Below are 21,678 nucleotides of genomic sequence, written 5' to 3'. Positions count from 1 at the left end.
TTGCGGCAAAGCCCGAGAACCCCTCTCCACCATGTGCCATTCGCCGGGCCTCTTCCTGTTGGCGTTGAGCGTTCATGGTCCGTCGTAGAGGCGCTCGTTCGGCAACCGCCGTAGGCCGGTCGTGTCGCCGGGGATCACCTCGACGGAGTCGACGAACTGTCGCCGGTGCTGCTCCTGGAGGAACCATAGTGCGGATGTGAGGCAGGCGGCGAAGTCCAGGCGGTGACCATCGACCACCACCGCCAGGCGTACGTCCGGCTGCTCCGGGTGCGGAGACGCTTGCTCTCGGGTGCGGGCGGGGGCCGGTTCGTGCTTGCGCCGCACGGCGGTTTCCGTGCGCGTGGCTTGCATGAGTACTCGCTGATGGCGGAGTTCGAAATCACTTTCGGTATCAGTCGATTTCCTGATTCTGTATAGCGCCGCTATGAACGTGGCGCAGGTCATGGGTGGGCAATCCTGGTGATGGTGGTAGGCCGTGCGCGCGGCCTCGTAGCTCTGCATCGGCCAGTGCGGATTGTTGTGGTCCAACCACGAAAGCGTCCGGGCGAGGACGTGGGTGTCGTAGCACGGCCCGCTGGACGCGGCCTCGGTGTCGGTATCGCCGTCGGCGACCATTGGTTTGAGCACCTCCCACGGAACGGCGGCACGGAGCCGCGAGAGAACTTCGGAGTATGTGCGTGTTGCCGTCACGCTTCAGATGGAGCGGCGGTGGTCACGCGGGAATCAGCTCCGCCTGCACCCACGGATAGCGGCGGGGCTCGGTGAGGTCACACATGCGCTCGATATCGGCGTCGGGTGGGAGCGGTCGGTTTGCGGCCAGGTCCAGATAGGTCTTTTCCGCACGGATGACGCGGTACTCGAGGAGCGCCGTGCTCACGAAGAAACAGATCGCGACCCATGCGACGACGCCGAAGGCGATGAGGACAGGCACCATTGCGCTACCGGCCGTAGCGGGGAGCTGTAGCAGTCTGCGGCACCATTTCGGACCATGCCCGCACGGCATCGATGACAGCGAGGCCGGACGGAAGGAAGTCGTTGCGAGCCGGGACAATCCATTGCCGGATGGAGCCGTTCCGGCTAGGGGATGGGAGCGCGATGACGGCTCCCTCTCGCGCGATGCTCACGTCCCTGCGGAACATCTCAGCGAACAGCTTGACGTCGTCGTCTTCGATGTCGGGACGGACAAGGAATGTCCAGCGGCCCGAACGCGGATGTCCGACAATAGGTCCGGGCACGATGCCGCTGTTCTGCATGTGCGCTTTCACCGCTCGGCCCAACCTGCTCGGCATCGTCACCGCCCACACCGATCCGGCGCGCAGCACGATCCGGCCGAGCTCCGGTGGGTCGATCACGGCATTGAAACCGCAATTCCTGCGATAGAACATGCATCGGGACAGTGGTGTGTCCCCGAACGCATCCTGTTGGTCCATCGAAGACCTCTGCTCACATCGAATGACGGATAGGTGTGCGCCCAGCCCCGTGCCCCTACCGATGTCCGAGTGCGGAGGACTCCTCCACCTCCTACTGGGCGCGCTGACCAGGACATCATGAGCAAGCCAAAGTGGCATTGCCATTTCAGATCTTGCAGAAAACTACGCCAAACATGCAGGGCAACTGCCATGCTGGCAATGTTGGATGTCCAAAATGGCAATGACAGAGCGCCAGACTGAACACGTCTAGGAGCACGGAATGGCAGGAAGCACGGCCCGAAAAGCGCTACCGCGTCGCGCATTGGGTCGATACCTTCGCGAGCAACGCAACGGCCAGGGCCTCAAACTGGCGGACGTCGCCGAGCTGATGGAGTGGAGCATCAGCAAGCTGGGCCGCATCGAGCGCGGCGAAGAAGGCAAGCTGCGGAAGGCGGATGTTCAGCAGCTATGCGAGATTCTCGGCTTCAGTGCGGACCGAACCGCCGTCATGGTCGGACTCGCGCAGCAAGCCGATGTGAAGAACTGGTGGCACGCTTTCGGTGATCTCATCCCCGATGGCTTCGTGATGTACGTGGACATGGAGTCATCCGCCCATGAGATGACGATCTACCGGCCGGACCTGGTTCCAGGCTTGTTGCAGACGGCCGCCTACGCCCGCGCACTGGACCGCATCTACTTCCCGCACGATTCCGAAGACGAGCAGGAGCGGCGCATCCGTCTGCGGATCGAACGGCAGTCCATCCTCACTAGGAAGACGAAGCCGACCCGCATCGATGTGGTGCTCCACGAGTCGGTGCTGCACACGATTGTCGGTGATCGCGCGACCATGGCGGCGCTGCTGCGTCACCTTGCAGACATGAGTACTCGACCCAACGTGAGCATCCGGGTCTTGCCGTACACCGCTGGCATTCCGATCGGCGTGCCTATCGGCCCGTTCGTGATCCTCGACTTTGCGCCAGATGTGGAGGGCGTTACCGAACCTACCGTGATCTACGTCGAGAACTTCACTGGAGACTTGTACCTTGAGCGTGAAGAAGACGTGAACAGTTACCGTGAAGCGTCTGCAACTATCCAACGTGCTGCGTTGGACGCCGTGACTAGCCGGAACATGTTCCGGCGGGTAGCAAGGGAGTTTTCGTAGTGACCGTTGATTTGTCCGGGGCGCGTTGGTTCAAGAGCAGCCGCAGCTCGGGAGGCAAGGAATGCGTAGAGGTGGCGTTTCTTGACGGCGGTCAGGTCGGCGTCCGCGACTCGAAGAACCCGACCGGCCCCGCCCTGGTGTTCACCCCCGGCGAGTGGGACGCGTTCACCGCTGGCGTGACCGACGGCGAGTTCGAGCGCCCGTAGTAGCAATTACCCCGGCCCGGTCCGCTGTCCTGAGATGGACAGGGACCGGGCCGTTTTCGTTGTGTCTATCGAGCATCAAGATCAGCGGCACATGGTGGAGAGCTCTTCTCGCGAAATGCCGCAGCCATGTGCCACTCGTCAGCACCACCTACCTGCGCAAACGCGGAAAACCTGGGATCGGTAGGGCGCGGATCGTTCCTACCTTTTTCTCAACGGCCCCGCAGGGGAGCCGGAGGAACAGAACCAGGGGCGCCGCCCCGCTGACGACAAGGACACACACCATGAACACCACTTCGCTCCGCATCGCCGCCGCCGCTATCGCCGCTGCCGCCGCAGTCGGCGTGCTCACCGGATGCGGTGACAGCAAGGGCAGCTCGCCCGCCGCGCCCTCCTCGGCGCAGCCTGCGGCCCCGGCGGGCAAGTCGGTCGCTTCGGTCGACGGCAAGGCCTTCGATGCGAAGTTCGACACCACCTGCGCCAAGCAGGGCGGCACCCTGGCGCTCGCGCTGACCGACACCGCGAACTCCGCCTACGGCAACCTTTCGGTGAGCGCGACCATCACCGACGCGAACACCGTGCAGGCGGTCGCGATCGCGGGCAGCAAGGGCGGCGACAACGGCCTGCCCTACGCGGTCGGCTTCGGCAACGGCATGCCGGGCGGGTCCGCCAAGGTCGTCAAGGACGGCAACACGTTCAAGGTCACCGGCGAGGGCGTGGGCGCCCCCGACCTGACCAATCCGCTGGCCGGGCCGAAGACGTCGAAGTTCGACATCACCTTCGCCTGCTCGTCCATCGTCGGCGCCTGATCGCCGCGTGCCCTCCGATCCGCCCCCGTCATCCCGGCCGACCCACCGGGATGACGGGGTGCGGTGAAATCTCGACTCTCACAAAGGAAATGCTATGAAGAAGATCCGTTCGACCGCCCTCGCCCTCGGCGCCGCCGCGATCGGCTACTACGTCTACCACGCCGTCACCTACGTCCCCACCAGCGAATGGGAGCCCGCCGGAATGGGTTGGCTGGGCGTCGAAATGGCGCTGCCGATCATCGCGCTCACCCTGATCCCCATCGTCTTCGCGTTCACCGGCGAAGGCATCCTGAGCGCGCTGACCGGCCGCAACAGCGCGGAGTTCCGCGACGGGCTCACCGGCCTCGGCACCGTCCGGTCGGTGCGGCAGACCGGCGTCACCGTCAACGACCAGCCGCAGGTCCACGTCGAGTTCAGCGTGGAAGGCGCGGACGGCAAGATCTTCCATTCCTCCGCGAAGATGATCGTGCCGCTCACCGAACTGGCCCTGCTGCGTGCCGGGGTGGTGCTGCCCGTGCGTTACCTGCCCGGCCGGACCGACAAGGTCGAGGTCGACCTGTCCGGCGACGCGTCCGCCGCCCAGCACGCGATGAACGAGTCCCTGATCCGCAAGGGCATCACCACGCGGCACAAGCTCGACATCGCCGAGCGCGGCGTCGCCACCCAGGCGGTGGTGCAGTCGCTGTCGGTCACCGGCAACATCCGCGACGGTCACTCCGAGGTCGAACTCGGACTCGTCGTCACCCGGCCCGATGGCTCGAGCTTCGCGACCCGGGTGACGAAGTTCCTCGCACCGGCCAGCGTCGGCCACGTGCAGGTGGGCCGGGTACTGCGGGCGCACTACCTTCCCGAGAACGAAAGCGAGGTCGTCATCGCCCTTCCGGTGAACGCCTGATGGGTGAGCCGGACGAAGCCGCCTTTCGGCACCGATGCCGCGTCGATTCGAGATCATCGAATCGGTGCGGCATTCGTTTGTTCCCAGGTCTGGCGGCCCGGCAATTTGAGGGTTACCTAATTGGGCGGTTGTTCACTTTGCCGTCCCTTCCGGATTGTCCGGATGGTTTACCGTGCGGCCATCGGCCAAAACCCAGGAGTCACCGTGAGTCTTCAGCCACTCGCCCTTTTCGTGAAGCACGACGGACAGTCGTCGCGCGCTGCCGTGACATGTGAGTACAAGTGCGCGAACGCGTGCTTCCACGAAGCGCCGAACACCTCCTCGGGCTCCTACTTCGGTGACATCGTCAGCTCCCTGAACCGGCGCGGACTGATCAAGGGCGGTGCGGCCGCCGTACTCGCGGTGGGTGCGGGCGGCGTCCTCGCGGCCTGCGGCGACGACAGCGAGCCGACCACAGTGGGCTCCACCTCGCCCGCGGGGCCGCCCGGAACCGGCACCGACTTCGCCGCCGTCGCGCCGAACAAGGAAGACGCCGTGGTGATCCCGGACGGCTACGAGCAGTCCGTCGTGATCCGCTGGGGCGACCCGCTGTTCCCCGACGCGCCCGCCTTCGACTTCGACAAGCAGACCGCCGCCGCGCAGGCCGAGCAGTTCGGCTACAACAACGACTTCGCCGCCCTGCTGCCGATCGAGGGCCAGGCCAACGGCTACCTGCTTGTGGTCAATCACGAGTACACCACCAGCCCGCACATGTTCCGCGGCTACAACAAGGACGCGCCGACCGACGAGCAGATCGCGGTCACCATGGCCGCGCACGGCTTGACCGTGGTCGAGGTGAAAGGCGAATCCGGTTCCGGCAAGCTCGTTCCCGCCTTCGGCAAGTACAACCGCCGGATCACCGCGAGCACCGAGTTCAAGCTCACCGGTCCGGCCGCGGGCAGCGACTTCGTGAAGACTTCGGCCGATCCGACCGGCACCAAGGTGCTCGGCACCTTCGCCAACTGTTCGGGCGGCCTGACGCCGTGGGGCACCGTGCTGTCCGGCGAGGAGAACTTCCACGGCTACTTCGCCAACGCGGACAAGGTGACCGAGTCGGCCGCCGCGGCGCGGCTGAAGCGCTACGGTTTCGCCGCGGGCAAGACCACCAACCTGTGGGAGCGCGCGGACAAGCGTTTCGATCTGGCGCAGGAACCCAACGAGGCCAACCGATTCGGGTACGTCATCGAGGTGGACCCGTGGGATCCGAACTCGACGCCGATCAAGCACACCGCGATGGGCCGGGTGAAGCACGAGGCCGCCACCATCTACGTCACCAAGAACGGCGACGTCGTCTCCTACACCGGTGACGACGAGAAGTTCGAGTACATGTACAAGTTCGTGTCCTCGCGCAAGATCCAGCCGGGCACGGGCGCGGCGAGCATGCGGCAGAACTTGACCATCCTGGACGCGGGCACGCTGTACGTCGCCAAGCTCGCAGGCGATCACGCAGACAAGATCGACGGCACCGGCGCCAAGCCGTCCGACAAGGGCTTCACCGGCACCGGCCAGTGGATCCCGCTGCTGGAGACCGGCGCGGACGGCAAGGGCAAGTCGCTGGTCGAGGGCATGAGCGCGGAAGAGGTGGCGGTCTTCACCCGCCTGGCCGCCGACAAGGTGGGCGCCACCAAGATGGACCGCCCGGAGGACTTCGAGGCCAACCCCTACACCGGCAAGGTGTACGTGGCGCTGACCAACAACGACAACCGCGGGGCGGACGGCAAGCAGGGTCCGGACGAGGCGAACCCGCGCAAGCTGAACAAGAACGGCCAGATCCTGGAGATCGACGACAACCACACCGGCACCACGTTCACCTGGTCGCTGCTGCTGGTCTGCGGCGATCCCGCGGCGGCCGACACCTACTTCGCGGGGTACGACAAATCCAAGGTCAGCCCGATCTCCTGCCCGGACAACCTGGCCTTCGACCCGTACGGCAACCTGTGGATCGCCACCGACGGCAACGCGTTGAAGTCGAACGACGGGTTGTTCTCCGTGGTGCTCGACGGCCCGAATCGCGGCCAGACCAAGCAATTCCTCACCGTCCCGCGCGGTGCCGAGACCTGCGGCCCGGTGGTCAGCGAGGCGCGGGTCATGGTGTGTGTGCAGCATCCCGGCGAGGCCGACGACGCCACTCCGGAGAACCCGTTGTCGCACTGGCCCGACGGTGGCACGGCCCAGCCCCGCCCCTCGGTGGTGGCAGTCTGGAAGAAGGCCGGCGGCCGCATCGGGGTCTGACACCACAGCCGCGGCACCCGGCCCCCTGCAACCACGGCCACCCTCCGCGGCTTTTCCCACGAGTGGAGCCGCTACTCGACTGGGCGGGTAGCGGCTCCGCTCCTATCCGCTGCCGGTGCCGCTCATGTTGGCGTAACCGGCGAAATTGCCCTGGGCGCCGCTGTAGACGTTGAGGTCGACGTGGCCCGCGATGCCCGGAATGGTGCCGCTGTCGGTGGTCTGCCAGAACGTCCAGGTGGACCAGCCGCCGGGGACCTCGGGTTGGGGATTGCCGCGATAATCGGCGATCCACAGCGGGTACTCGGCGAACTCGTCGGTGTCGGCCATCGCGGTACGCCAGAAATTGGGGTAGGTGTAGACGATCGGGACGCGGCCGGTGAGCATTTCCACAGTGTTCAGATAGCGGCGGGTCCAGTCGATCAACGCCGCGGGGCCGAGACCCCCGGTGCTTTCCAGGTCCAGCACCGGCGGCAGATCGAGCGGCCCATTCTGTCCCAGCGCCACCGCCGCGTACAGCGCGGCCTGTGGTTCGGGCGGCAGGTTGGGCCGGGCGTAGTGGTAGGTGCCCCGAGCCATTCCGGCCGCGCGCATCAGCAGGCTGTCGGGCACGAAGTACGGGTTGATGTAGCTGAGCCCCTCGGTGGCCTTGACCATGGCGAAGTCGTGGCCGGAGCGTTTGACCGCGAACCAGTCGATCACGGTGGCGTCGGTGTGCTGCCACGAGGAGACGTCCGGACCGGTCGGCGCGGCGGTCGCGGGTAGCGTGGCGACGAGAATGCCGGACAGCGTGATCAGTGACAGCGCCGTGCCGCGGCGAGTGGTCGACCTCCAGATGCCCATGCCGGAGGACGATAGCCATTCGCTCTGGCTGTTACCAGTGTGACAGCTGGGGTGTCAGAACTGTTCTGAGCTTTCACCCCATCCAATCCAGTACGGACGCCGCCGTCCACGACTGCTGCATACTGCCGAGCGGTTCGCCGGTGAACGGCTCGTAGTACTCGGCGAAGCTGCCGTCGCTGGCCTGGCGCAAGCCCTCGGCGCGCAGCATGAACGAGCGCTCGGCCCAGCCGCGCCGGGCGAAGACCCAGGAGAACAGCCAGCTCATCACCGGCCACACCGGTCCGCGCCAGTACTCGCGGGAACGGAAGTCCTTGGACACGGGCGAGGTCGAGGGCGGCAGCGCGTAGCGCAGATCCGGATGGCCGCAGAAACGCGGACCCTCGAAGAGGCGCAGCAGGGCGCGCTCGGTGTCGCGGGGAAGGCCGCCGCACAGCAGCGGCGCGAACATCGAGAGCGTCTCGGTGTTGATCCATCGCTGCAACCGCACGTCGAAGTCGCGGGCCGCGCCGGTGCGGGCGTCGGTCGTCGCGACGACGCCCGCGCGGAACCGGTCGGCCCACGCGTAGAGATCGCGCACGTCGGCGTGGGGTTGCTTGTACTCCTCGCCGATATTGGCCAGCACCTCGCAGGCCAGCGCGAAGATACCGGTGACGAACACGTCCTCGACGGCGAAGCTCATGGTCGAGGCGAGCTGATAGTCGTCATAACCCGCTCGGCGCATCTGCTCGACCAGCCACAGATAGCGGTCGTACTCGCGGTCGGTGGGGCGCTGGGTCGGATCGGAGACCACCAGCACGTCCTCACGGCGATAGGGCGGCAGATCGCCGGGGACCACGTGCTCGTAGGCGCGATCCCAGCGCGGCGAGTTGTCCATCCCGGACTCCCAGCCGTGATACAGCGTGATGCGGCCGGTCTCCTTGGGGTCGCGGGCGTGCGCCAGCCAGCGGTGCCAGCGCACCAGATCCGGCCAGCGCCGGTTGAGGAACTCCTCGGCCACGGACCTGGTGCTGCGGCCGTGCCTGCGGGAATGATCCAGGATCCGCTGCACCGCGATGGCGTGCACGGGCGGCTGGGTGATCCCCGAGGTGTCCGGGCCGTCCGGCGCGTTGGCCGCCAGCTTGCGGCATTCCCAGCGGGCCGGGCCGGGGAAGTAACCGTCCACGCCGTTGGCGAAGACGATGTGCGGGATCATGCCGTTCTTCCACTGCGCGGACAGCAGGGTGTCCAGCTCGACCACGGCCCGCTCCACGCTCAGCGGCGCGAGCCCGACCGCGACGAATGCCGCGTCCCAGCTCCACATGTGCGGGTACAGCCGGGGCGCCGCGCTGGTCATCGTGCCCAGGTCGTTGCCGCGCAGCAGGTAGGCAGCGCGGGCCGCGAGCTGAGTGGGGGTGAAGCCCGGATGTGCCATCCCCCTATTCTGCGATGTCACCCGCAGATATGCCCGCTCAGCGGTGTCTGTTTCGTCTCCATCCGATCGGCCTGTGGCCGCTTCGTGTTCGGCGGTTCTCACTTTCGCATGCCCCGTCCGTGATTCGCTGCTCGAGATTCTCGCCCCGAACCAGCCTGCATCGCTAGTCGTTTGTCCAGTGCTACGGGTTTTTACGCCTTCTTCACCCAGCCGGTTACGGTGGGGCCCATGACTTCCGCCGCGACCACGAAACCGACCGCGTTGATCACCGGCGCCAGTCGCGGCCTCGGCGCCGCGATCGCCAGGGAGCTCGCGCCGACCCACGACCTGCTGCTCGGCGCCCGGTCGGCGGAATCCCTGCGCGGCATCCTGGCGGAGTTGCCCGACGCGCGGGGCTGGCCGGTCGAGTTGACCGACTACGCTGCCGTCGCCGCGGCGGTCGAGCCGATCCGGAGCCTGAACGTGCTGGTGCACAACGCGGGCATCGCCGATCTCGGCACGATCGCGGACTCCACCGTCGAGCAGTGGCGAAACACGTTGGAGGCCAATGTGGTCGCGGTCGCCGAACTCACCAGGTTGCTGCTGCCCGCCCTGCGGGCGGGCGCGGGTCACGTGGTGCTGATCAACTCGGGGGCGGGGTTGCGCGCCAACGCCGGCTGGGCCTCTTACGCGGCGAGCAAGTTCGGTTTGCGCGCCTTCGGCGACGCGTTGCGCCAAGAGGAGCCGCAGCTGCGGGTGACCTCGATCCATCCGGGCCGAATCGACACCGATATGCAGCGGGCGATCATCGCGGGTGAGGGGCGCGAGTACCGGGCCGAGGACTTCCTCACGCCCGAGACCGTGGCGTACACGGTGCGTTCCGCCATCGACACCCCGCGCGACGCGCACCCCACCGAGGTCGTGCTCCGGCCGTACTGAGCTCGGAGTCACCCGGCGGCGCTCCTTCGGCCGAAGCGCTCGCTCGGCTGTCGGCGCGCACGTCGCCGATGGCTTGGTCCGTCAGTACTGATCCCGTACGGGTCCGACGGCGCTGTATCGGCCCACGCGTTCCCCTCGCGACTGTCGCACGCACGTCGCCGGTCGGCTTGTCGCCCGTGCGATCGACCTGCTGACCGGAATCCAGCTCTCGACGTGGAGGCGGGTCGACCTGATGATGCGCTGTCGCTCACCGCCGTGCTCTCGTCCCTGTGATTTGCCCAACCGACCACGTGGGTTCAGGTTCCCGTCAAGTTCGCTCGTTAGCGTCCGGCCCCATCCCCGAGGGTTGGTCGCGGGGAGGTTCGAGCGAGCAAGAGGGATCGGGTTGTGGACAGACGTCGCATGCTGGCGTTGCTGACAGCGGGCGCGGCGGTCGCGCTGACCGGATGCGCGGTAGCCGAGGGCGACCCGATCGACAGCGGTTCCGCGGGCGGCGTGCCCCGGCCGCCCGCACCGCCGTTGCTGCCGCCTCCGCCCGGCGGACCGAAGAGGCCGATCCCGGCGGGCACGATCACCGCGCTGCCGGGGCCGGGCAGCAGCATGGCGCTCACCGTGGACGACGGAGCCAGTCCCGAGGTCGTCGGCGCCTACATCCGATTCGCCAAGGACACCGGCGCGCGGTTCACCTTCTTCGTGACCGCCTACTACGACTCGTGGGCGATCCACCGGGACGCCTTGCGGCCTTTGGTCGAATCCGGGCAGATCCAGCTCGGCAACCACACCTGGGATCACCCGGATCTGACCAAGCTGTCCGCGTCGGCCGTCGCCGGGCAGCTGGAGCGGGCGAAGACCTACCTGCGCCAGAACTTCGGGGTGGACGGCACCCCGTACTTCCGCCCGCCGTTCGGCAGGCACAACGCCACGGTCGACCGAGTGGCCGCCGACCTCGGCTACACCGTGCCCACCATGTGGTACGGCTCACTGTCCGATTCCGGTGTGATCACCGAGCAGTATCTGATCGAATGCGCGCGGCAGTATTTCCAGCCGCAGACGATCGTCATCGGGCACGCCAACGCACCCGCGGTCACTCACTGCTACGGACAGCTGGTCGACATCATCAAGGAGCGCAACCTGTCCATGGTCACGCTCGACGACGTGCTGCTCCCGCCGCGCTGATCCGCCGTCAGGCGACGATGTTCACCAGGCGCCCCGGCACGACGATCAGCTTGCGCGGCGCCTTCCCGTTGAGCAGCGCGTCGATCTTCTCGTCGGCCAGCGCCGCCGCCTCGATCGCCGCGTTGTCCGCGTCGGCCGCCACCTGAATCCGGCTGCGCACCTTGCCGTTCACCTGGATCGGGTATTCCACCGACTCCTCGACCAGCAGCGCCGGATCGGCGACCGGGAACGGGCCGTGCGCCAGCGAGGCGGTGTGACCAAGGCGGTCCCACAGTTCCTCGGCGATGTGCGGTGCCAGCGGCGCCAGCATCAACACCAGCGGCTCCACCACCGAGCGCGGCGCGCCATCCGGGTAGCTCTTGGTCAGGTGGTTGGTCAGTTCGATCAGCTTGGCACCCGCCGTGTTGTCGCGCAGCGCGGCGAAATCCTCGTCCACGCCCGCGATCGTCTTGTGCAGCAGGCGCAGCGTCTCCTCGCTCGCGGCGGCGTCGGTGACCCGAACCGCGCCGGTCTCCTCGTTCACCACCAGACGCCAGGCGCGCTGCAGGAACCGGTGCGCGCCGACGACGTCCTTGGTCGCCCACGGGCGCGAGGTGTCCAGCGGACCCATCGCCATCTCGTAGAAGCGGAAGGTGTCCGCGCCGTACAGATCGCACATCTCGTCCGGGGAGATGGCGTTCTTCAGCGACTTGCCGATCTTGCCGTACTCCTGGCGCACCTCGATCTCGGCGCCGGTGGGGTCGGTCCAGAAGAACTTGCCGTCGCGCTCGACCACCTCGGCGGCGGGCACGTACGCGCCGCGCTCGTCGGTGTAGGCGTGCGCCTGGATGTAACCCTGGTTGAACAGCCGCCGGTACGGCTCGCTCGCGGACACGTCACCCAGATCGAACAGCACCTTCTGCCAGAAGCGGGCGTACAGCAGGTGCAGAACCGCGTGCTCGACGCCGCCGACGTACAGGTCGACGCCGCCCGGGTCGTTCGGCCCGCCGACCTCGGCGCGCGGGCCCAGCCAGTACGCCTCGTTCTCCTTGGCACAGAACGTCTCGGTGTTCGTCGGGTCGGCGTAGCGGATCTCGTACCAGGAACTGCCCGCCCACTGCGGCATGACATTGGTGTCGCGGCGGTAGCGCTTCAGCCCGTCACCGAGATCCAGTTCGACTTCCACCCAGTCGGTCGCCTTGGCCAGCGGCGGGGAGGGTTCGGAGTTCGCGTCGTCCGGATCGAAGGTCACCGGGGCGAAATCGTCCAGCTCCGGCAGCACCACCGGCAGCATGGATTCCGGCAGCGCGTGGGGTGCGCCCTGCTCGTCGTACACGATCGGGAACGGCTCGCCCCAATAGCGCTGGCGCGCGAACAACCAGTCGCGCAGCTTGTATTGGATGGTGCCCTTGCCGTGTCCATCGGCCTCGAGCCGGGCGATCATCGCCGCTTTGGCCTCCTCGACGGACAGGCCGTCGAGGTAATCGGAGTTCACCAGCGTGCCTTCGCCCGCGTGGGCGCCCTGCTCCAAGTCGCCGCCGCTGATCACCTCGACGATCGGCAGCCCGAGGACGGACGCGAATTCCCAGTCGCGGTGGTCGTGCCCGGGAACGGCCATGATGGCGCCGGTGCCGTACCCGCTGAGCACGTAGTCGGCGATGAAGATCGGCACGGCCGCGCCGTTGGCCGGGTTGATCGCGTGATTGCCCAGGAAGACGCCGGTCTTCTCCTTGTTCTCCTGACGCTCCAGATCCGACTTGGCCGCGATCGACTTGCGGTAGGCCGCCACGGCCTCCGCCGGTGTGGCGGCGCCCTCGTTGGTCCACCTGGGGTCGGTGCCCGCAGGCCACGCGTCGGCGGTCAGCTTGTCGACCAGCTCGTGTTCCGGCGCGAGCACCACGTAGGTGGCGCCGAACAGGGTGTCGGGGCGGGTGGTGAAGACCTCGATCTGCTCGCCGTCGGCGTCGAACTTCACCCGCGCGCCCCGGGATCGTCCGATCCAGTTGCGCTGCATGGCCTTGACGTTCTCCGGCCAGTCCAACCGGTCCAGGTCGTCGACCAGGCGATCGGAATAGGCGGTGATGCGCATCATCCACTGCCGCAAGTGCTTACGGAACACCGGGAAGTTGCCGCGTTCGCTGCGGCCGTCGGCGGTGACCTCCTCGTTGGCCAGCACGGTGCCGAGACCGGGGCACCAGTTGACCATCGAATCGGTCTGGTACACCAGGCGATACGAGTCCAGCAGCGCGCCGCGCTCGGCGGGCGGCATGGTGTCCCAGGACTTGCCGTCCGGAACGGCCCGCGTACCGGAGGCGAACTCGGCCGCCAGCTCGGCGATCGGGCGGGCCTGGTTCAGCTCCGTGTCGTACCAAGCGTTGTAGATCCGCAGGAAGATCCACTGCGTCCAGCGGTAGTACTCCGGATCGGTGGTCGAGAACGAGCGACGCCGGTCGTGGCCGAGCCCGAGGCGGTCCAGCTGACGCTGCATCGTGGCGATGTTCGACTCGGTGGTGTCGCGCGGGTGCGCGCCGGTCTGCACCGCGTACTGCTCGGCGGGCAGGCCGAACGCGTCGTAGCCGAGGGCGTGCAGCACGTTGCGCCCATGCATGCGGTGGTAGCGGGCGAAGACGTCCGTGGCGATGTAGCCGAGCGGATGCCCGACGTGCAGGCCCGCGCCCGACGGGTACGGGAACATGTCCTGGATGAACAGCTTGTCGGCCGGTGTCGGACCGGCCAGCGGTCCCACCGGGTTCGGCGCGTGGAAGGTTCCGCGCTCGTCCCACGTCCGCTGCCACCGGCTCTCGATGCGGCCGGCAAGCTCCGCGTTGTACCGGTGCTCAGGTACATCGCTTTCGGTTGCACGTGTGTCTTGCACGGTCCTGCCTTCTTGTGGTCGCCGATCCCCGACAAACTTCGTCTATCAGGGTAGAACGTCGCATCGGCAGGACCGAAAATCGGGCTGGCCTGCGGTTGCGGCCGGGTTCGCCGGACGAGGCGCCCGTCGGCGGGCCCGGGGCACCGATGCGCTAGCCTGCATGGGTGTTCGTCGTCGCTCTCGTCCTGTTCGTGCTGGCTGTCGTGGCCGTCACAACCGGAGCACTCGGGCTGACCGGCCGGTTGCCCCGGAATCGTTTCTTCGGTGTCCACACCGAGGCCGCGCTGTCCACGGACGAGACGTTCCGCGTCGCCAACCGGGTCGCCGCTCCCACCTCGATCGCGGCCGGGGCGCTGCTGTTCGCCGGTGGTCTCGTCGGGCTGGCGGCGGGCGGCTTCGTCGCGCTGGCCGTCGCGGCCTGCGCCGCCGTCGTCGCGCTGTTCACCCTCGGCGCCGGTGCGAACGCCGCCGCGCAGGCGGCCGAAGCCATCGCCCCGCCGCCGCAGAGTTGCGGCAACTCGTGCGGCGCCTGCTCACTCCGCGACGCCTGCCAGCCCGCGAGCTGAGGGCGCTCACCCAGCGTCGGCGCACTCCGCGATGTCTGTCGGCCCATGAGTCGAGGCCGATGGCTCGCGTCCGCGCACTCCGCGACGCCCATGAGTCGAGGCGGATGGTCCGCGTCCGCGCACTCCGCGACGCCCATGAGTCGAGGCGGATGGTCCGCGTCCGCGCACTCCGCGACGCCCATGAGTCGAGGCGGATGGCTCGCGTCCGCGCACTCCGCGACGCCTGCCGATCCGCGAGCTGAGGCCCATCACCCCGCGTCCGCGCACTCCGCGACGCCTGCCGATCCGCGAGCTGAGGCCCATCACCCCGCATCGGCGCACTCCGGCGGCGGGACGCTGCGGGACAACGGACTGTCGACCGGCGTGAAGTAGAGCACGCACAGCAATACCGGCACCGTTCCGAGATTGCGCGCCACGTGCGGGTAGCGCGGCCCGCTCGGCTCCCGGAAGATCCGCGGGCGCCGGTAGGTGACCGGCGCGCAGTCCGCACCGGGATGATCCAGCGTCCCCTGCGCGACCAGCACGAACAATGTCCCGTCGTGGTAGTGCCACCCGCTGCTGCCACCCGGCTCGATGAGCGTCTGGCGCAGCACGACCGCCCACCGTCCCAGAGCGAACCGGAACAGGACCCTACTGGCCGTCCCATGAGCGGGCGCCGCGTTCACCTCGAAATCGGACCACACGCTTCGATCGAACCATCCCCTCCTCCGCGGAGTTCCGATAGCTGTTCGGATGAGTCGTCCGTCGCCCCAATCTACGACGACCGATACAGCAGCGCCGCAAACGGGCCGACGGCCGGTGAACTCAAACAAACCTTTCGCGAAGGGTGCCCTCTGCAGTGAGGGCCTGGAGTACCGCGTCATCGGACGCGGGGTCGCCGACGGCGATGCGGGCGCTGCCGTCGGCGTAGGACTTCGCGGCTATGCCCGCGCGCCGCAGCGCCGTGTTCGCACCCGGGCCCGGTACGTACAGGAAGTTCGCGTGGCTTTCCGGTATCGCGAATCCATGAGCCAGTAGTGCGCTGCGGAGTGCGTCGCGTCCTTCGGCGATGCGCAGGGTGCGCGCGGCGAGTTCGGGTTCGGCGGCGTACGAGGCGGCGACCGCGGCCACCGCCGCCGCGCTCATCCCGAAGGGCAATTGCAGTGTGCCGATCCTCGCCATCAACTCGGTTCGGCCGAAGGCGTAGCCGATGCGCAGCCCGGCCAAGCCGTATGCCTTCGAAAAGGTACGCAGCACAACAAGGTTGGGATGTTTCGCGATCAGCGCCCGCGGGTCGACGGATGCGGTGGCGTCGAGGAATTCGACGTACGCCTCGTCCAGGACGACCGGGACCCGGCTCGGGACGTCGGACAGGAATGCCTTCAGCTCGTCGGCCGGGACGACCGTTCCGGTGGGATTGTGCGGACGGCACACCACGATCAGCGCGGTGCGACGGTCGACGGCCCGCCGCATCGCCCGCAGATCCTGGTTCCCCGCCGAATCCAGCGGCACCGGCACCGCGGTGACGCCGGTCATCTCCGCCATGATCGGATACCCGTCGAACGTCGGTGCGCTGTAGACGATCTCGTCTCCCGGCGTGGTCAGGGTCTGCAGGATCTGCAGTGCCACGCCGGTCGCCCCCGACCCGACCACCACTTGGTCCGCCCCTACACCGAGGTGCTGGGCGATCAGCGTCGGCAGGCGGCGCGGCAGGAACTCCGGGTATCGATTGGCCTGAGCCAGCGTCATGTGCACGGCTCGCAACACCGAAGGCAGCGGCGGGAACGGATTCTCGCTCAGGGCGAGGTCGAAGCGGGGTGGCACCCGGTGCGCCCGGTAGCGGTGCGACGGCCGGGTGCCGTCGACGACGCGCACGCTCATCGCGCGGCTCCCCAGCGGACGGCGGCCGCGCCCGCGAAGTCGCCCGCGTGCGCGAACGCCGACATCAGGACCAGCGATCCGTTGGGCAGCCGTCCCGCCCGGTTCTCCACATCCAGGGTCACCGGGATGCCCGCGGCGAACAGGTTTCCGCAGGAATCGAAGGTGTCGGGGTGACGGTGCGGCGGGAGCTCCAGCGCGTCGTGCCAGTTGCGCAGGAACAGCCGGTTCGGCTGGTTGGTGACGAACGTGTCGACGTCGCGTCCCCGCACGCCGATCCGATCGCACACCGCGAGGGCGACTTCCGGAACGAGCCGATTGCCCCTGGCGAACACCTTGGTGATCTTGGACTCGGTGAAGCTGACGCAGCCCTGGCCCTCGCCCGGCTCCCAGTACTTGCGCTCGCCGTTGGTGGAGAAATCCATGTCGCCGGCGAATTCGGGATAGGTCCGGCATTCGATGTCGAGAATCGGCGCGCTGTCGTCCTTGCGGAGCAGTCCGACACCGCAGCCGTCACCGGGCACCGGAGCCTGCGCCAGCTTGCGAATATCGGTCTGGGTGAACACCGGTCCCGCGCAGTTCTGGGTCGCCGCGATCAGCGCGGTGCGGGCGGACGTGGTCTGCAGGACCATCCGGGCCATCGCCATCATGTGCACGAACGCCGCACACCCGCCGTTGTGCACGTCGTAGACGTACGAGGGACGGATGCCGAGCCGTCGCGCCACCTCGGGCCCGCAGCCGAGCACCGGATTGTCCGGCAGTTGGGTGTGCGTGATCAAGACGTCGACCTCGGCGATCGCGTCGGCGCCGTTGCGTTCGATCAGCGGTGCGACGGCGCGCTCGACCATGTCCACCGCGGTTTCGTCGCGCGCGACGTGGTGGCGGCCCTTGGGCGAGCGGAACATGACGTTCTTCGCCATCCGGTCCGAGCGGGAGAACTGGGTGAAGTATTCGGTACCGACCGGCTCGCCCGGTAGGTACGAGGACACGTCGACGAGACTGACCTCAGGGAGATGTTGTTGCGTGGTGGTCACTCGGGCCTCACTTCATCCAGTCGGGCTTGATCGGCAGGCCGTGCGCGGCCCGGTACTCGCAGATGGCTTTGAGGTTGTCCATCTCCAGCTGATGCCCCGCCGAGAACATCTCCCAGAAGTCGCCGACCCACACCGGCCGGTTCGGGGGAGCGGACTCCGGGTACGGGTTGGCGTCGTAGAAGGGGTGCTTGCAGTTGACCCACAACACCACCGAACCCGGCTTGTTGAACACCAGTTGCGCGTCGACCACGCGCAGCAGGTAGATCATCCACAGGTGTTGTCCCTGGTCCCAGGCGCAGTGGTAGTCGACGGTCATGGCGTCGGGGTTGGCGACGGTGCGGGTGAAGATCTCGGTCTCCGAGCCCAGCCGGTCGTAGGCCAGCCAGAGTCCGGGTTCGTCGGTCTCCACGAACCCGCGCAGGCTGTAGGTCCACTCCTCCAGCGACCGGGTGTCGGCGAGGTATTCGTAGACCTCGCGCGGCGGCGCGTCGATGTACGCCTGCACCGGACAGTATTCGCCGAAGATCTGGTCGTGCGGATACACCGACCGCAGCATGTCCATGATGATCGGCGTGGTCGCGTCCTTGTCGGAGTTCTCGATGCGGAGCACGCCGGGCACGGCCTGTTCCGGGATGTCGCTGAGGGCGGGGAGGGAACTGGTGGTCACGGTGATACTCCTTCGGGTGGGCGTCGGCGGGCGCCGCCGCGTGGGGTTCATCGAAGATCGCGGGATTGCTCCACGGCGTTAATGAAGGGCAGGAACGGAGGAATCTCGTCGGGGTCGCATTCGATCGAAAGGAACGACGGCCCATCGGTTTCCAGGCAGCGACGCAGTGTGGCGGCGAGATCGCCGACGGTGCGCACCGAGAACGCGGGCAGACCGGGAAACATCGCGGCGATACCCGCACCCAGGTCGGCCGGGCGGAATCGGTTGAAGCTGTAGCGGTCCCGGTAATACAGCTGCTCCCTGGTCACGCACATGGCGTGCGCGTTGTTGTTCAGCACGACGAAGGTGACCGGAAGGGCGTGCTCGATCGCGGTGTGCAACTCCATGCCGTGCATGTAGAACGAGCCGTCACCGGCGATGACCACCGTCCGCCGGACACCGTCGGTCCGCGCGTGCCGCGCGAAGGCAGATCCGATGCCCGCGCCGAAGGCGTAACCCATTCCGCCCATCCCGAGGGCGACCACGAACCGCCCGTCACGCGGCACCCGGAGGTGGTGCACGACCGACGCGCCGGTGTTGCCCGCGTCGGCGAACACGTCGGTGCCCTCCGGCAATGCGGCATCGATCGTCTCGACCACATCCCGGTACCGCAGACCGGGGCCCGAGGAGTCGGGCACCCGCAGCGAAGTCAGCGGTTGCGCCGCGTGCACGCATTCGGATCCGGTACTGCCGTCGTCCAATTCGTCGGCGAGCTCGGCGAGTGTTCGCGACAGATCGGTACTGGTCGCATGGATGGCGGGCAGATACGGTGGCGCCACGCCGATGCTCGCGACCGTTCTCTCGGCGAGCGCGGCCTCCGAGCCGGCGCGAGTGGTGACCGGCAATCGGGTGCCGACCAGCAAGCACAGGGCCGAGGACCGGATGGCCGCCGCCAGTTCCGGGTGCCCCATGGTGCCCGCGACACCGCAGAAGGCCGGATCGGCGTTGTCGTAGACGTCCTTCGCGTCCGGCGCGACGCCCACCGCGGCGTCCAGGGCGGCGGCGAGGCGGGCCAGCTCATCGCGCGCGTCGTCGCGCGCGACCTGATCACCCGCGATGATCACGATCTTCCCGGTGTGCCGGGCCGTGGCGAGCGCGGCGCGAACACGAGCGAGTCCGGCCCGGTCGGACCGATGTGTCCTGGTGGCGGGACAGAGCGGCGCGATAGGGCCCGCGTCGGCCTGCTGCACGTCTTTGGGCAGCAGCAGCACCGCCGGGCCGCCTCGGCGGGCGGCCTGCACCGCTCTATCCAGCCGATCCGCCAGGTCGGCAGCGGTTTCCACCCGTGCGCAATAGGTGCTGACCGCACCGAAGAGACGGACCGCATCGATGGCGCCCGCGCGTCCGCTGGTGTCCTGGAAGGCGCCGTTGCCCTCCAGCGCGGTCGGGGGCTGCCCGACCAGGGCGAGTACCGGTACCCGCGACGCGAACGATTCGGCCAGCCCGGCGACGAGATTCATCGCGCCGCCGCCGGAGGTCGCCGCGACCACGCCCAATCCGCCTGTGCCACGGGCATATCCGTCGGCCATCGTCGCCGCGGAGAACTCGTGTTTCGCGACCACGCCGGTGACGTGGTCCGGCGCGTCGAAGATCGCGTCGTACAGGTCCTCGATGTTGGCGCCGTCCACTCCGAAGATGTGGCGCACGCCCAACGCCGAAACCGCTTGCACCAGATGGTCCACGACTCGAGTCCGCATCCGCACTCCCTTCCGCTGACGAAATTTCGACTGCGTACACGAGTGATACGGACCCGGTCGCCGAACGGTTCAACGGCGGATCGGAAGATGTGCCGACCAACCTTGCGTGTACGTATACATCTACGTATAGTTGGATCATGCCCAACAAGACGATCTACGTTGCCGATGACGACCTCCCGCTCTTCCAGCGCGCGCAGGAGTTGGTCGGCGGCAACCTTTCGGGAGCGGTGGTCACGGCGCTGCGCCGGTTCATCGAACTCGAGGAGGGACGGCTGGAGGGCTATGACGAGATCGTGCTCAAGGTCGGTCGCGATGGTGTGCGACAGGTCCGCTTCTCCGGGTCCCTGCTAGGGGAGTGGCACGAGGTGAACGATACGCGGATCGAGCACATCCAGGTGTATCGCAGCCGCAAGGGCAAATTCGTGATGCACGCCCAGTATTCGAACTGGGACGAGTATCCCGCCGAGGTGGGTACGAATTGGCTCAAGGACTGGCGAGACCCGAAAAGCTGGCGGCGTTTGCTCGGCGTCGGACAGCAGGACTGGGGTGACTTCATCTTCGTCGTGGTGGACTCCCTCGACGAGTTGAAGGACCGGCTGCCCGACAAGCTCTACCGGCGGGTGGTCGACGTGGCCGAAGGGCCGAAGATCGAGGATCTGGATATCTAACCGCCGCAACCGAATCGACTGACGCCGCGCCCCAAAAGGGGGTGCGGTGTCGATAAAACATGCCCATATGCGCATAGTGAAATTTATGTCAGAAAGGAAAGACCATGGTGAACGGCCATCGCGTGCCCGCCGTCTCGGTGCGCGGCCTGCGGAAATCGTTCGGCGAGCAGGTCGTGCTCGACGGGATAGACCTCACCGTCCCGGAGGGAACGGTCTTCTCGCTGCTCGGGCCGAACGGCGCGGGCAAGACCACCACCGTGCAGATCCTGACCACACTGATCCATCCCGACGCGGGCGAAATCCGGGTGGGCGGCCATGATCTCACCGCCGAGCGCAAGCAGGTACGCGCGCAGATCGGCGTGACCGGGCAGTTCTCGGCGGTCGACGAACTGCTCACCGGCCGGGAGAACCTGCTGCTTATGGGCGATCTGCATCATCTGTCCCGGCGGGACAACCGCAGGCTGGCGGCGGATCTGCTGGAGCGCTTCGACTTGGTAGACGCGGCGGACAAGACGGCGTCCACCTACTCCGGCGGCATGACCAGGCGCCTCGATCTGGCCATGACGCTGGTCGGCGATCCGCGCATCATCTTCCTCGACGAGCCGACCACCGGGCTCGATCCACGCAGCAGGCGAGCGATCTGGGACATCATCCGTGGGCTGGTCGACGATTACCGCGTCACGGTCTTCCTCACCACCCAGTATCTGGAGGAGGCCGACCAACTCGCCGATCGCATCGCGGTGCTCGACCGAGGCAAACTCGTCGCCGAAGGCACCGCGGCGGAGTTGAAGCGGCTGGTGCCGGGCGGCCACATCCGTCTGGAATTCGCCGATCGGGCCGCCTTGACCGCGGCGGCCGCCGCGCTCGGCGCCGTGGCCCCGCCGCCGGACGACGACGAGGACCTCACCCTCGCGGTGCCCAGCGACGGCGGCGTGAAATCGCTGCGCGCCGTGCTGGACCGGCTCGACGACGAGCGAATCGAGGTCGAGGGCCTCGCCGTGCACACCCCCAACCTCGACGACGTCTTCCTCACCCTCACCGGCCACCCCACGACCGAAAAGGAACCCGTGCGATGAGACACCTTCTGTCAACCTCAGGCGGCGAGTACGCGTTGGCGGTTGCTGACGTGGGTTTCTTCGTTGTAGGCGGTGCCGCGGGTCAGGCAGTGCCACAGGATGCCGAGCCACCGGTTGGCCAGCGCG

The 21,678-nt window shown here is 67.5% G+C and carries 21 protein-coding genes; 10 read left to right on the top strand and 11 right to left on the bottom strand.

Annotation, left to right across the window (positions count from 1 at the left end):
* Positions 1 to 72: 72 nt before the first annotated feature.
* From ACWEO7_RS07810 to ACWEO7_RS07800, 3 genes are read right to left on the bottom strand one after another with little or no spacing between them, the layout of a single operon-like run.
* A complete protein-coding gene (locus ACWEO7_RS07810; RefSeq protein ID WP_452421716.1) occupies positions 73 to 690 on the bottom strand; it encodes a hypothetical protein in 618 nt (205 codons plus the stop codon).
* Positions 691 to 712: 22 nt separating this feature from the next.
* Positions 713 to 934, bottom strand: a complete 222-nt coding sequence (locus ACWEO7_RS07805; RefSeq protein ID WP_452421714.1) for a hypothetical protein — start codon at positions 932 to 934, stop codon at positions 713 to 715.
* A gap of 4 nt (positions 935 to 938) precedes the next feature.
* Entirely contained in the window at positions 939 to 1,430 is a 492-nt protein-coding gene (locus ACWEO7_RS07800) for a DNA-directed RNA polymerase subunit beta (RefSeq protein WP_452421713.1), read from the bottom strand.
* A gap of 259 nt (positions 1,431 to 1,689) precedes the next feature.
* Here ACWEO7_RS07800 and ACWEO7_RS07795 point away from each other — a divergent pair, with 259 nt between their 5' ends.
* The 5 genes from ACWEO7_RS07795 (at position 1,690) to ACWEO7_RS07775 (ending at position 6,749) form a co-directional block, all read left to right on the top strand.
* The gene (locus tag ACWEO7_RS07795) at positions 1,690 to 2,571 is read left to right on the top strand and encodes a helix-turn-helix domain-containing protein (RefSeq protein WP_452421711.1); all 882 of its coding nucleotides are present in this window, start codon (positions 1,690 to 1,692) and stop codon (positions 2,569 to 2,571) included.
* On the top strand, positions 2,571 to 2,777 hold the full coding sequence (locus tag ACWEO7_RS07790; RefSeq protein ID WP_452421709.1) for a DUF397 domain-containing protein: 207 nt from the start codon (positions 2,571 to 2,573) through the stop codon (positions 2,775 to 2,777). Before ACWEO7_RS07795 ends, ACWEO7_RS07790 begins: the two co-directional genes overlap by 1 nt.
* Before the next feature lie 281 nt (positions 2,778 to 3,058).
* Positions 3,059 to 3,583 carry a lipoprotein LpqH gene (locus ACWEO7_RS07785; RefSeq protein WP_379249396.1) on the top strand — a complete coding sequence of 175 codons (525 nt, stop codon included), beginning with the start codon at positions 3,059 to 3,061 and terminating at the stop codon, positions 3,581 to 3,583.
* Positions 3,584 to 3,677: 94 nt separating this feature from the next.
* Positions 3,678 to 4,478, top strand: a complete 801-nt coding sequence (locus ACWEO7_RS07780; RefSeq protein WP_452421707.1) for a hypothetical protein — start codon at positions 3,678 to 3,680, stop codon at positions 4,476 to 4,478.
* A gap of 204 nt (positions 4,479 to 4,682) precedes the next feature.
* Positions 4,683 to 6,749, top strand: coding sequence for a PhoX family protein (locus ACWEO7_RS07775; RefSeq protein ID WP_452421705.1), 2,067 nt, complete (start codon positions 4,683 to 4,685; stop codon positions 6,747 to 6,749).
* A gap of 102 nt (positions 6,750 to 6,851) precedes the next feature.
* On the opposite strand, the gene ACWEO7_RS07770 is transcribed toward ACWEO7_RS07775, so the two are convergent.
* Together ACWEO7_RS07770 and ggh are read right to left on the bottom strand one after the other, a co-directional pair.
* Complete coding sequence (locus ACWEO7_RS07770; RefSeq protein ID WP_452421703.1) at positions 6,852 to 7,589, bottom strand: glycoside hydrolase family 25 protein; 738 nt, start codon at positions 7,587 to 7,589, stop codon at positions 6,852 to 6,854.
* A 73-nt stretch (positions 7,590 to 7,662) separates the two neighbouring features.
* Positions 7,663 to 9,000 carry a glucosylglycerate hydrolase gene (gene ggh / locus ACWEO7_RS07765; RefSeq protein ID WP_452421701.1) on the bottom strand — a complete coding sequence of 446 codons (1,338 nt, stop codon included), beginning with the start codon at positions 8,998 to 9,000 and terminating at the stop codon, positions 7,663 to 7,665.
* Between the two features lie 228 nt (positions 9,001 to 9,228).
* On the opposite strand from ggh, the gene ACWEO7_RS07760 reads away from it, so the two are divergent.
* Both ACWEO7_RS07760 and ACWEO7_RS07755 read left to right on the top strand, forming a co-directional pair.
* Positions 9,229 to 9,918 carry an SDR family oxidoreductase gene (locus ACWEO7_RS07760; RefSeq protein WP_452421699.1) on the top strand — a complete coding sequence of 230 codons (690 nt, stop codon included), beginning with the start codon at positions 9,229 to 9,231 and terminating at the stop codon, positions 9,916 to 9,918.
* 402 nt (positions 9,919 to 10,320) lie between these two features.
* On the top strand, positions 10,321 to 11,094 hold the full coding sequence (locus ACWEO7_RS07755; RefSeq protein WP_452421867.1) for a polysaccharide deacetylase family protein: 774 nt from the start codon (positions 10,321 to 10,323) through the stop codon (positions 11,092 to 11,094).
* A gap of 7 nt (positions 11,095 to 11,101) precedes the next feature.
* Here ACWEO7_RS07755 and leuS read toward each other — a convergent pair whose 3' ends face one another.
* Positions 11,102 to 13,948, bottom strand: coding sequence for a leucine--tRNA ligase (gene leuS, locus ACWEO7_RS07750; protein ID WP_452421697.1), 2,847 nt, complete (start codon positions 13,946 to 13,948; stop codon positions 11,102 to 11,104).
* 164 nt (positions 13,949 to 14,112) lie between these two features.
* Between leuS and ACWEO7_RS07745 the strand changes: the two genes are divergently transcribed.
* Positions 14,113 to 14,514 (top strand): SdpI family protein, encoded by a 402-nt coding sequence (locus ACWEO7_RS07745; RefSeq protein ID WP_452421695.1) that lies wholly within the window; start codon positions 14,113 to 14,115, stop codon positions 14,512 to 14,514.
* A 302-nt stretch (positions 14,515 to 14,816) separates the two neighbouring features.
* Here the strand turns inward: ACWEO7_RS07745 and ACWEO7_RS07740 are convergent, their stop codons facing one another.
* The 5 genes from ACWEO7_RS07740 to ACWEO7_RS07720 form a co-directional block, all read right to left on the bottom strand.
* Complete coding sequence (locus ACWEO7_RS07740; protein ID WP_452421693.1) at positions 14,817 to 15,197, bottom strand: hypothetical protein; 381 nt, start codon at positions 15,195 to 15,197, stop codon at positions 14,817 to 14,819.
* Between the two features lie 121 nt (positions 15,198 to 15,318).
* The gene (locus ACWEO7_RS07735) at positions 15,319 to 16,374 is read right to left on the bottom strand and encodes an aminotransferase class I/II-fold pyridoxal phosphate-dependent enzyme (protein WP_452421691.1); all 1,056 of its coding nucleotides are present in this window, start codon (positions 16,372 to 16,374) and stop codon (positions 15,319 to 15,321) included.
* Positions 16,371 to 17,405, bottom strand: coding sequence for a 3-oxoacyl-ACP synthase III family protein (locus tag ACWEO7_RS07730; protein ID WP_452421689.1), 1,035 nt, complete (start codon positions 17,403 to 17,405; stop codon positions 16,371 to 16,373). Before ACWEO7_RS07730 ends, ACWEO7_RS07735 begins: the two co-directional genes overlap by 4 nt.
* Before the next feature lie 7 nt (positions 17,406 to 17,412).
* A complete protein-coding gene (locus ACWEO7_RS07725; RefSeq protein ID WP_450022101.1) occupies positions 17,413 to 18,072 on the bottom strand; it encodes an SRPBCC family protein in 660 nt (219 codons plus the stop codon).
* Positions 18,073 to 18,119: 47 nt separating this feature from the next.
* Entirely contained in the window at positions 18,120 to 19,808 is a 1,689-nt protein-coding gene (locus ACWEO7_RS07720; RefSeq protein ID WP_452421687.1) for a thiamine pyrophosphate-binding protein, read from the bottom strand.
* A gap of 137 nt (positions 19,809 to 19,945) precedes the next feature.
* Between ACWEO7_RS07720 and ACWEO7_RS07715 the strand changes: the two genes are divergently transcribed.
* Both ACWEO7_RS07715 and ACWEO7_RS07710 read left to right on the top strand, forming a co-directional pair.
* Positions 19,946 to 20,476: an EXLDI protein gene (locus tag ACWEO7_RS07715; protein WP_450022105.1), complete on the top strand. Its 531-nt coding sequence runs from the start codon at positions 19,946 to 19,948 to the stop codon at positions 20,474 to 20,476.
* Positions 20,477 to 20,580: 104 nt separating this feature from the next.
* Positions 20,581 to 21,552 carry an ATP-binding cassette domain-containing protein gene (locus ACWEO7_RS07710; RefSeq protein ID WP_452421685.1) on the top strand — a complete coding sequence of 324 codons (972 nt, stop codon included), beginning with the start codon at positions 20,581 to 20,583 and terminating at the stop codon, positions 21,550 to 21,552.
* Positions 21,553 to 21,678 lie beyond the last annotated feature (126 nt).

The sequence above is a fragment of the Nocardia sp. NPDC004260 genome (genome assembly GCF_053603155.1).
Note: the sequence above shows the minus strand (reverse complement) of the source record. Positions and strands in the feature narration are given on the sequence as shown.

Coding starts and splice junctions, on each gene's coding strand:
- ACWEO7_RS07805 (WP_452421714.1), bottom strand. CDS start 934: ATGGTGCCTGTCCTCATCGCCTTCGGCGTCGTCGCATGGGTCGCGATC.
- ACWEO7_RS07800 (WP_452421713.1), bottom strand. CDS start 1,430: ATGGACCAACAGGATGCGTTCGGGGACACACCACTGTCCCGATGCATG.
- ACWEO7_RS07735 (WP_452421691.1), bottom strand. CDS start 16,374: ATGAGCGTGCGCGTCGTCGACGGCACCCGGCCGTCGCACCGCTACCGG.
- ACWEO7_RS07710 (WP_452421685.1), top strand. CDS start 20,581: ATGGTGAACGGCCATCGCGTGCCCGCCGTCTCGGTGCGCGGCCTGCGG.
- ACWEO7_RS07755 (WP_452421867.1), top strand. CDS start 10,321: ATGCTGGCGTTGCTGACAGCGGGCGCGGCGGTCGCGCTGACCGGATGC.
- ACWEO7_RS07715 (WP_450022105.1), top strand. CDS start 19,946: ATGCCCAACAAGACGATCTACGTTGCCGATGACGACCTCCCGCTCTTC.
- ggh (WP_452421701.1), bottom strand. CDS start 9,000: ATGGCACATCCGGGCTTCACCCCCACTCAGCTCGCGGCCCGCGCTGCC.
- ACWEO7_RS07770 (WP_452421703.1), bottom strand. CDS start 7,589: ATGGGCATCTGGAGGTCGACCACTCGCCGCGGCACGGCGCTGTCACTG.
- ACWEO7_RS07720 (WP_452421687.1), bottom strand. CDS start 19,808: ATGCGGACTCGAGTCGTGGACCATCTGGTGCAAGCGGTTTCGGCGTTG.
- ACWEO7_RS07780 (WP_452421707.1), top strand. CDS start 3,678: ATGAAGAAGATCCGTTCGACCGCCCTCGCCCTCGGCGCCGCCGCGATC.
- ACWEO7_RS07760 (WP_452421699.1), top strand. CDS start 9,229: ATGACTTCCGCCGCGACCACGAAACCGACCGCGTTGATCACCGGCGCC.
- ACWEO7_RS07795 (WP_452421711.1), top strand. CDS start 1,690: ATGGCAGGAAGCACGGCCCGAAAAGCGCTACCGCGTCGCGCATTGGGT.
- ACWEO7_RS07785 (WP_379249396.1), top strand. CDS start 3,059: ATGAACACCACTTCGCTCCGCATCGCCGCCGCCGCTATCGCCGCTGCC.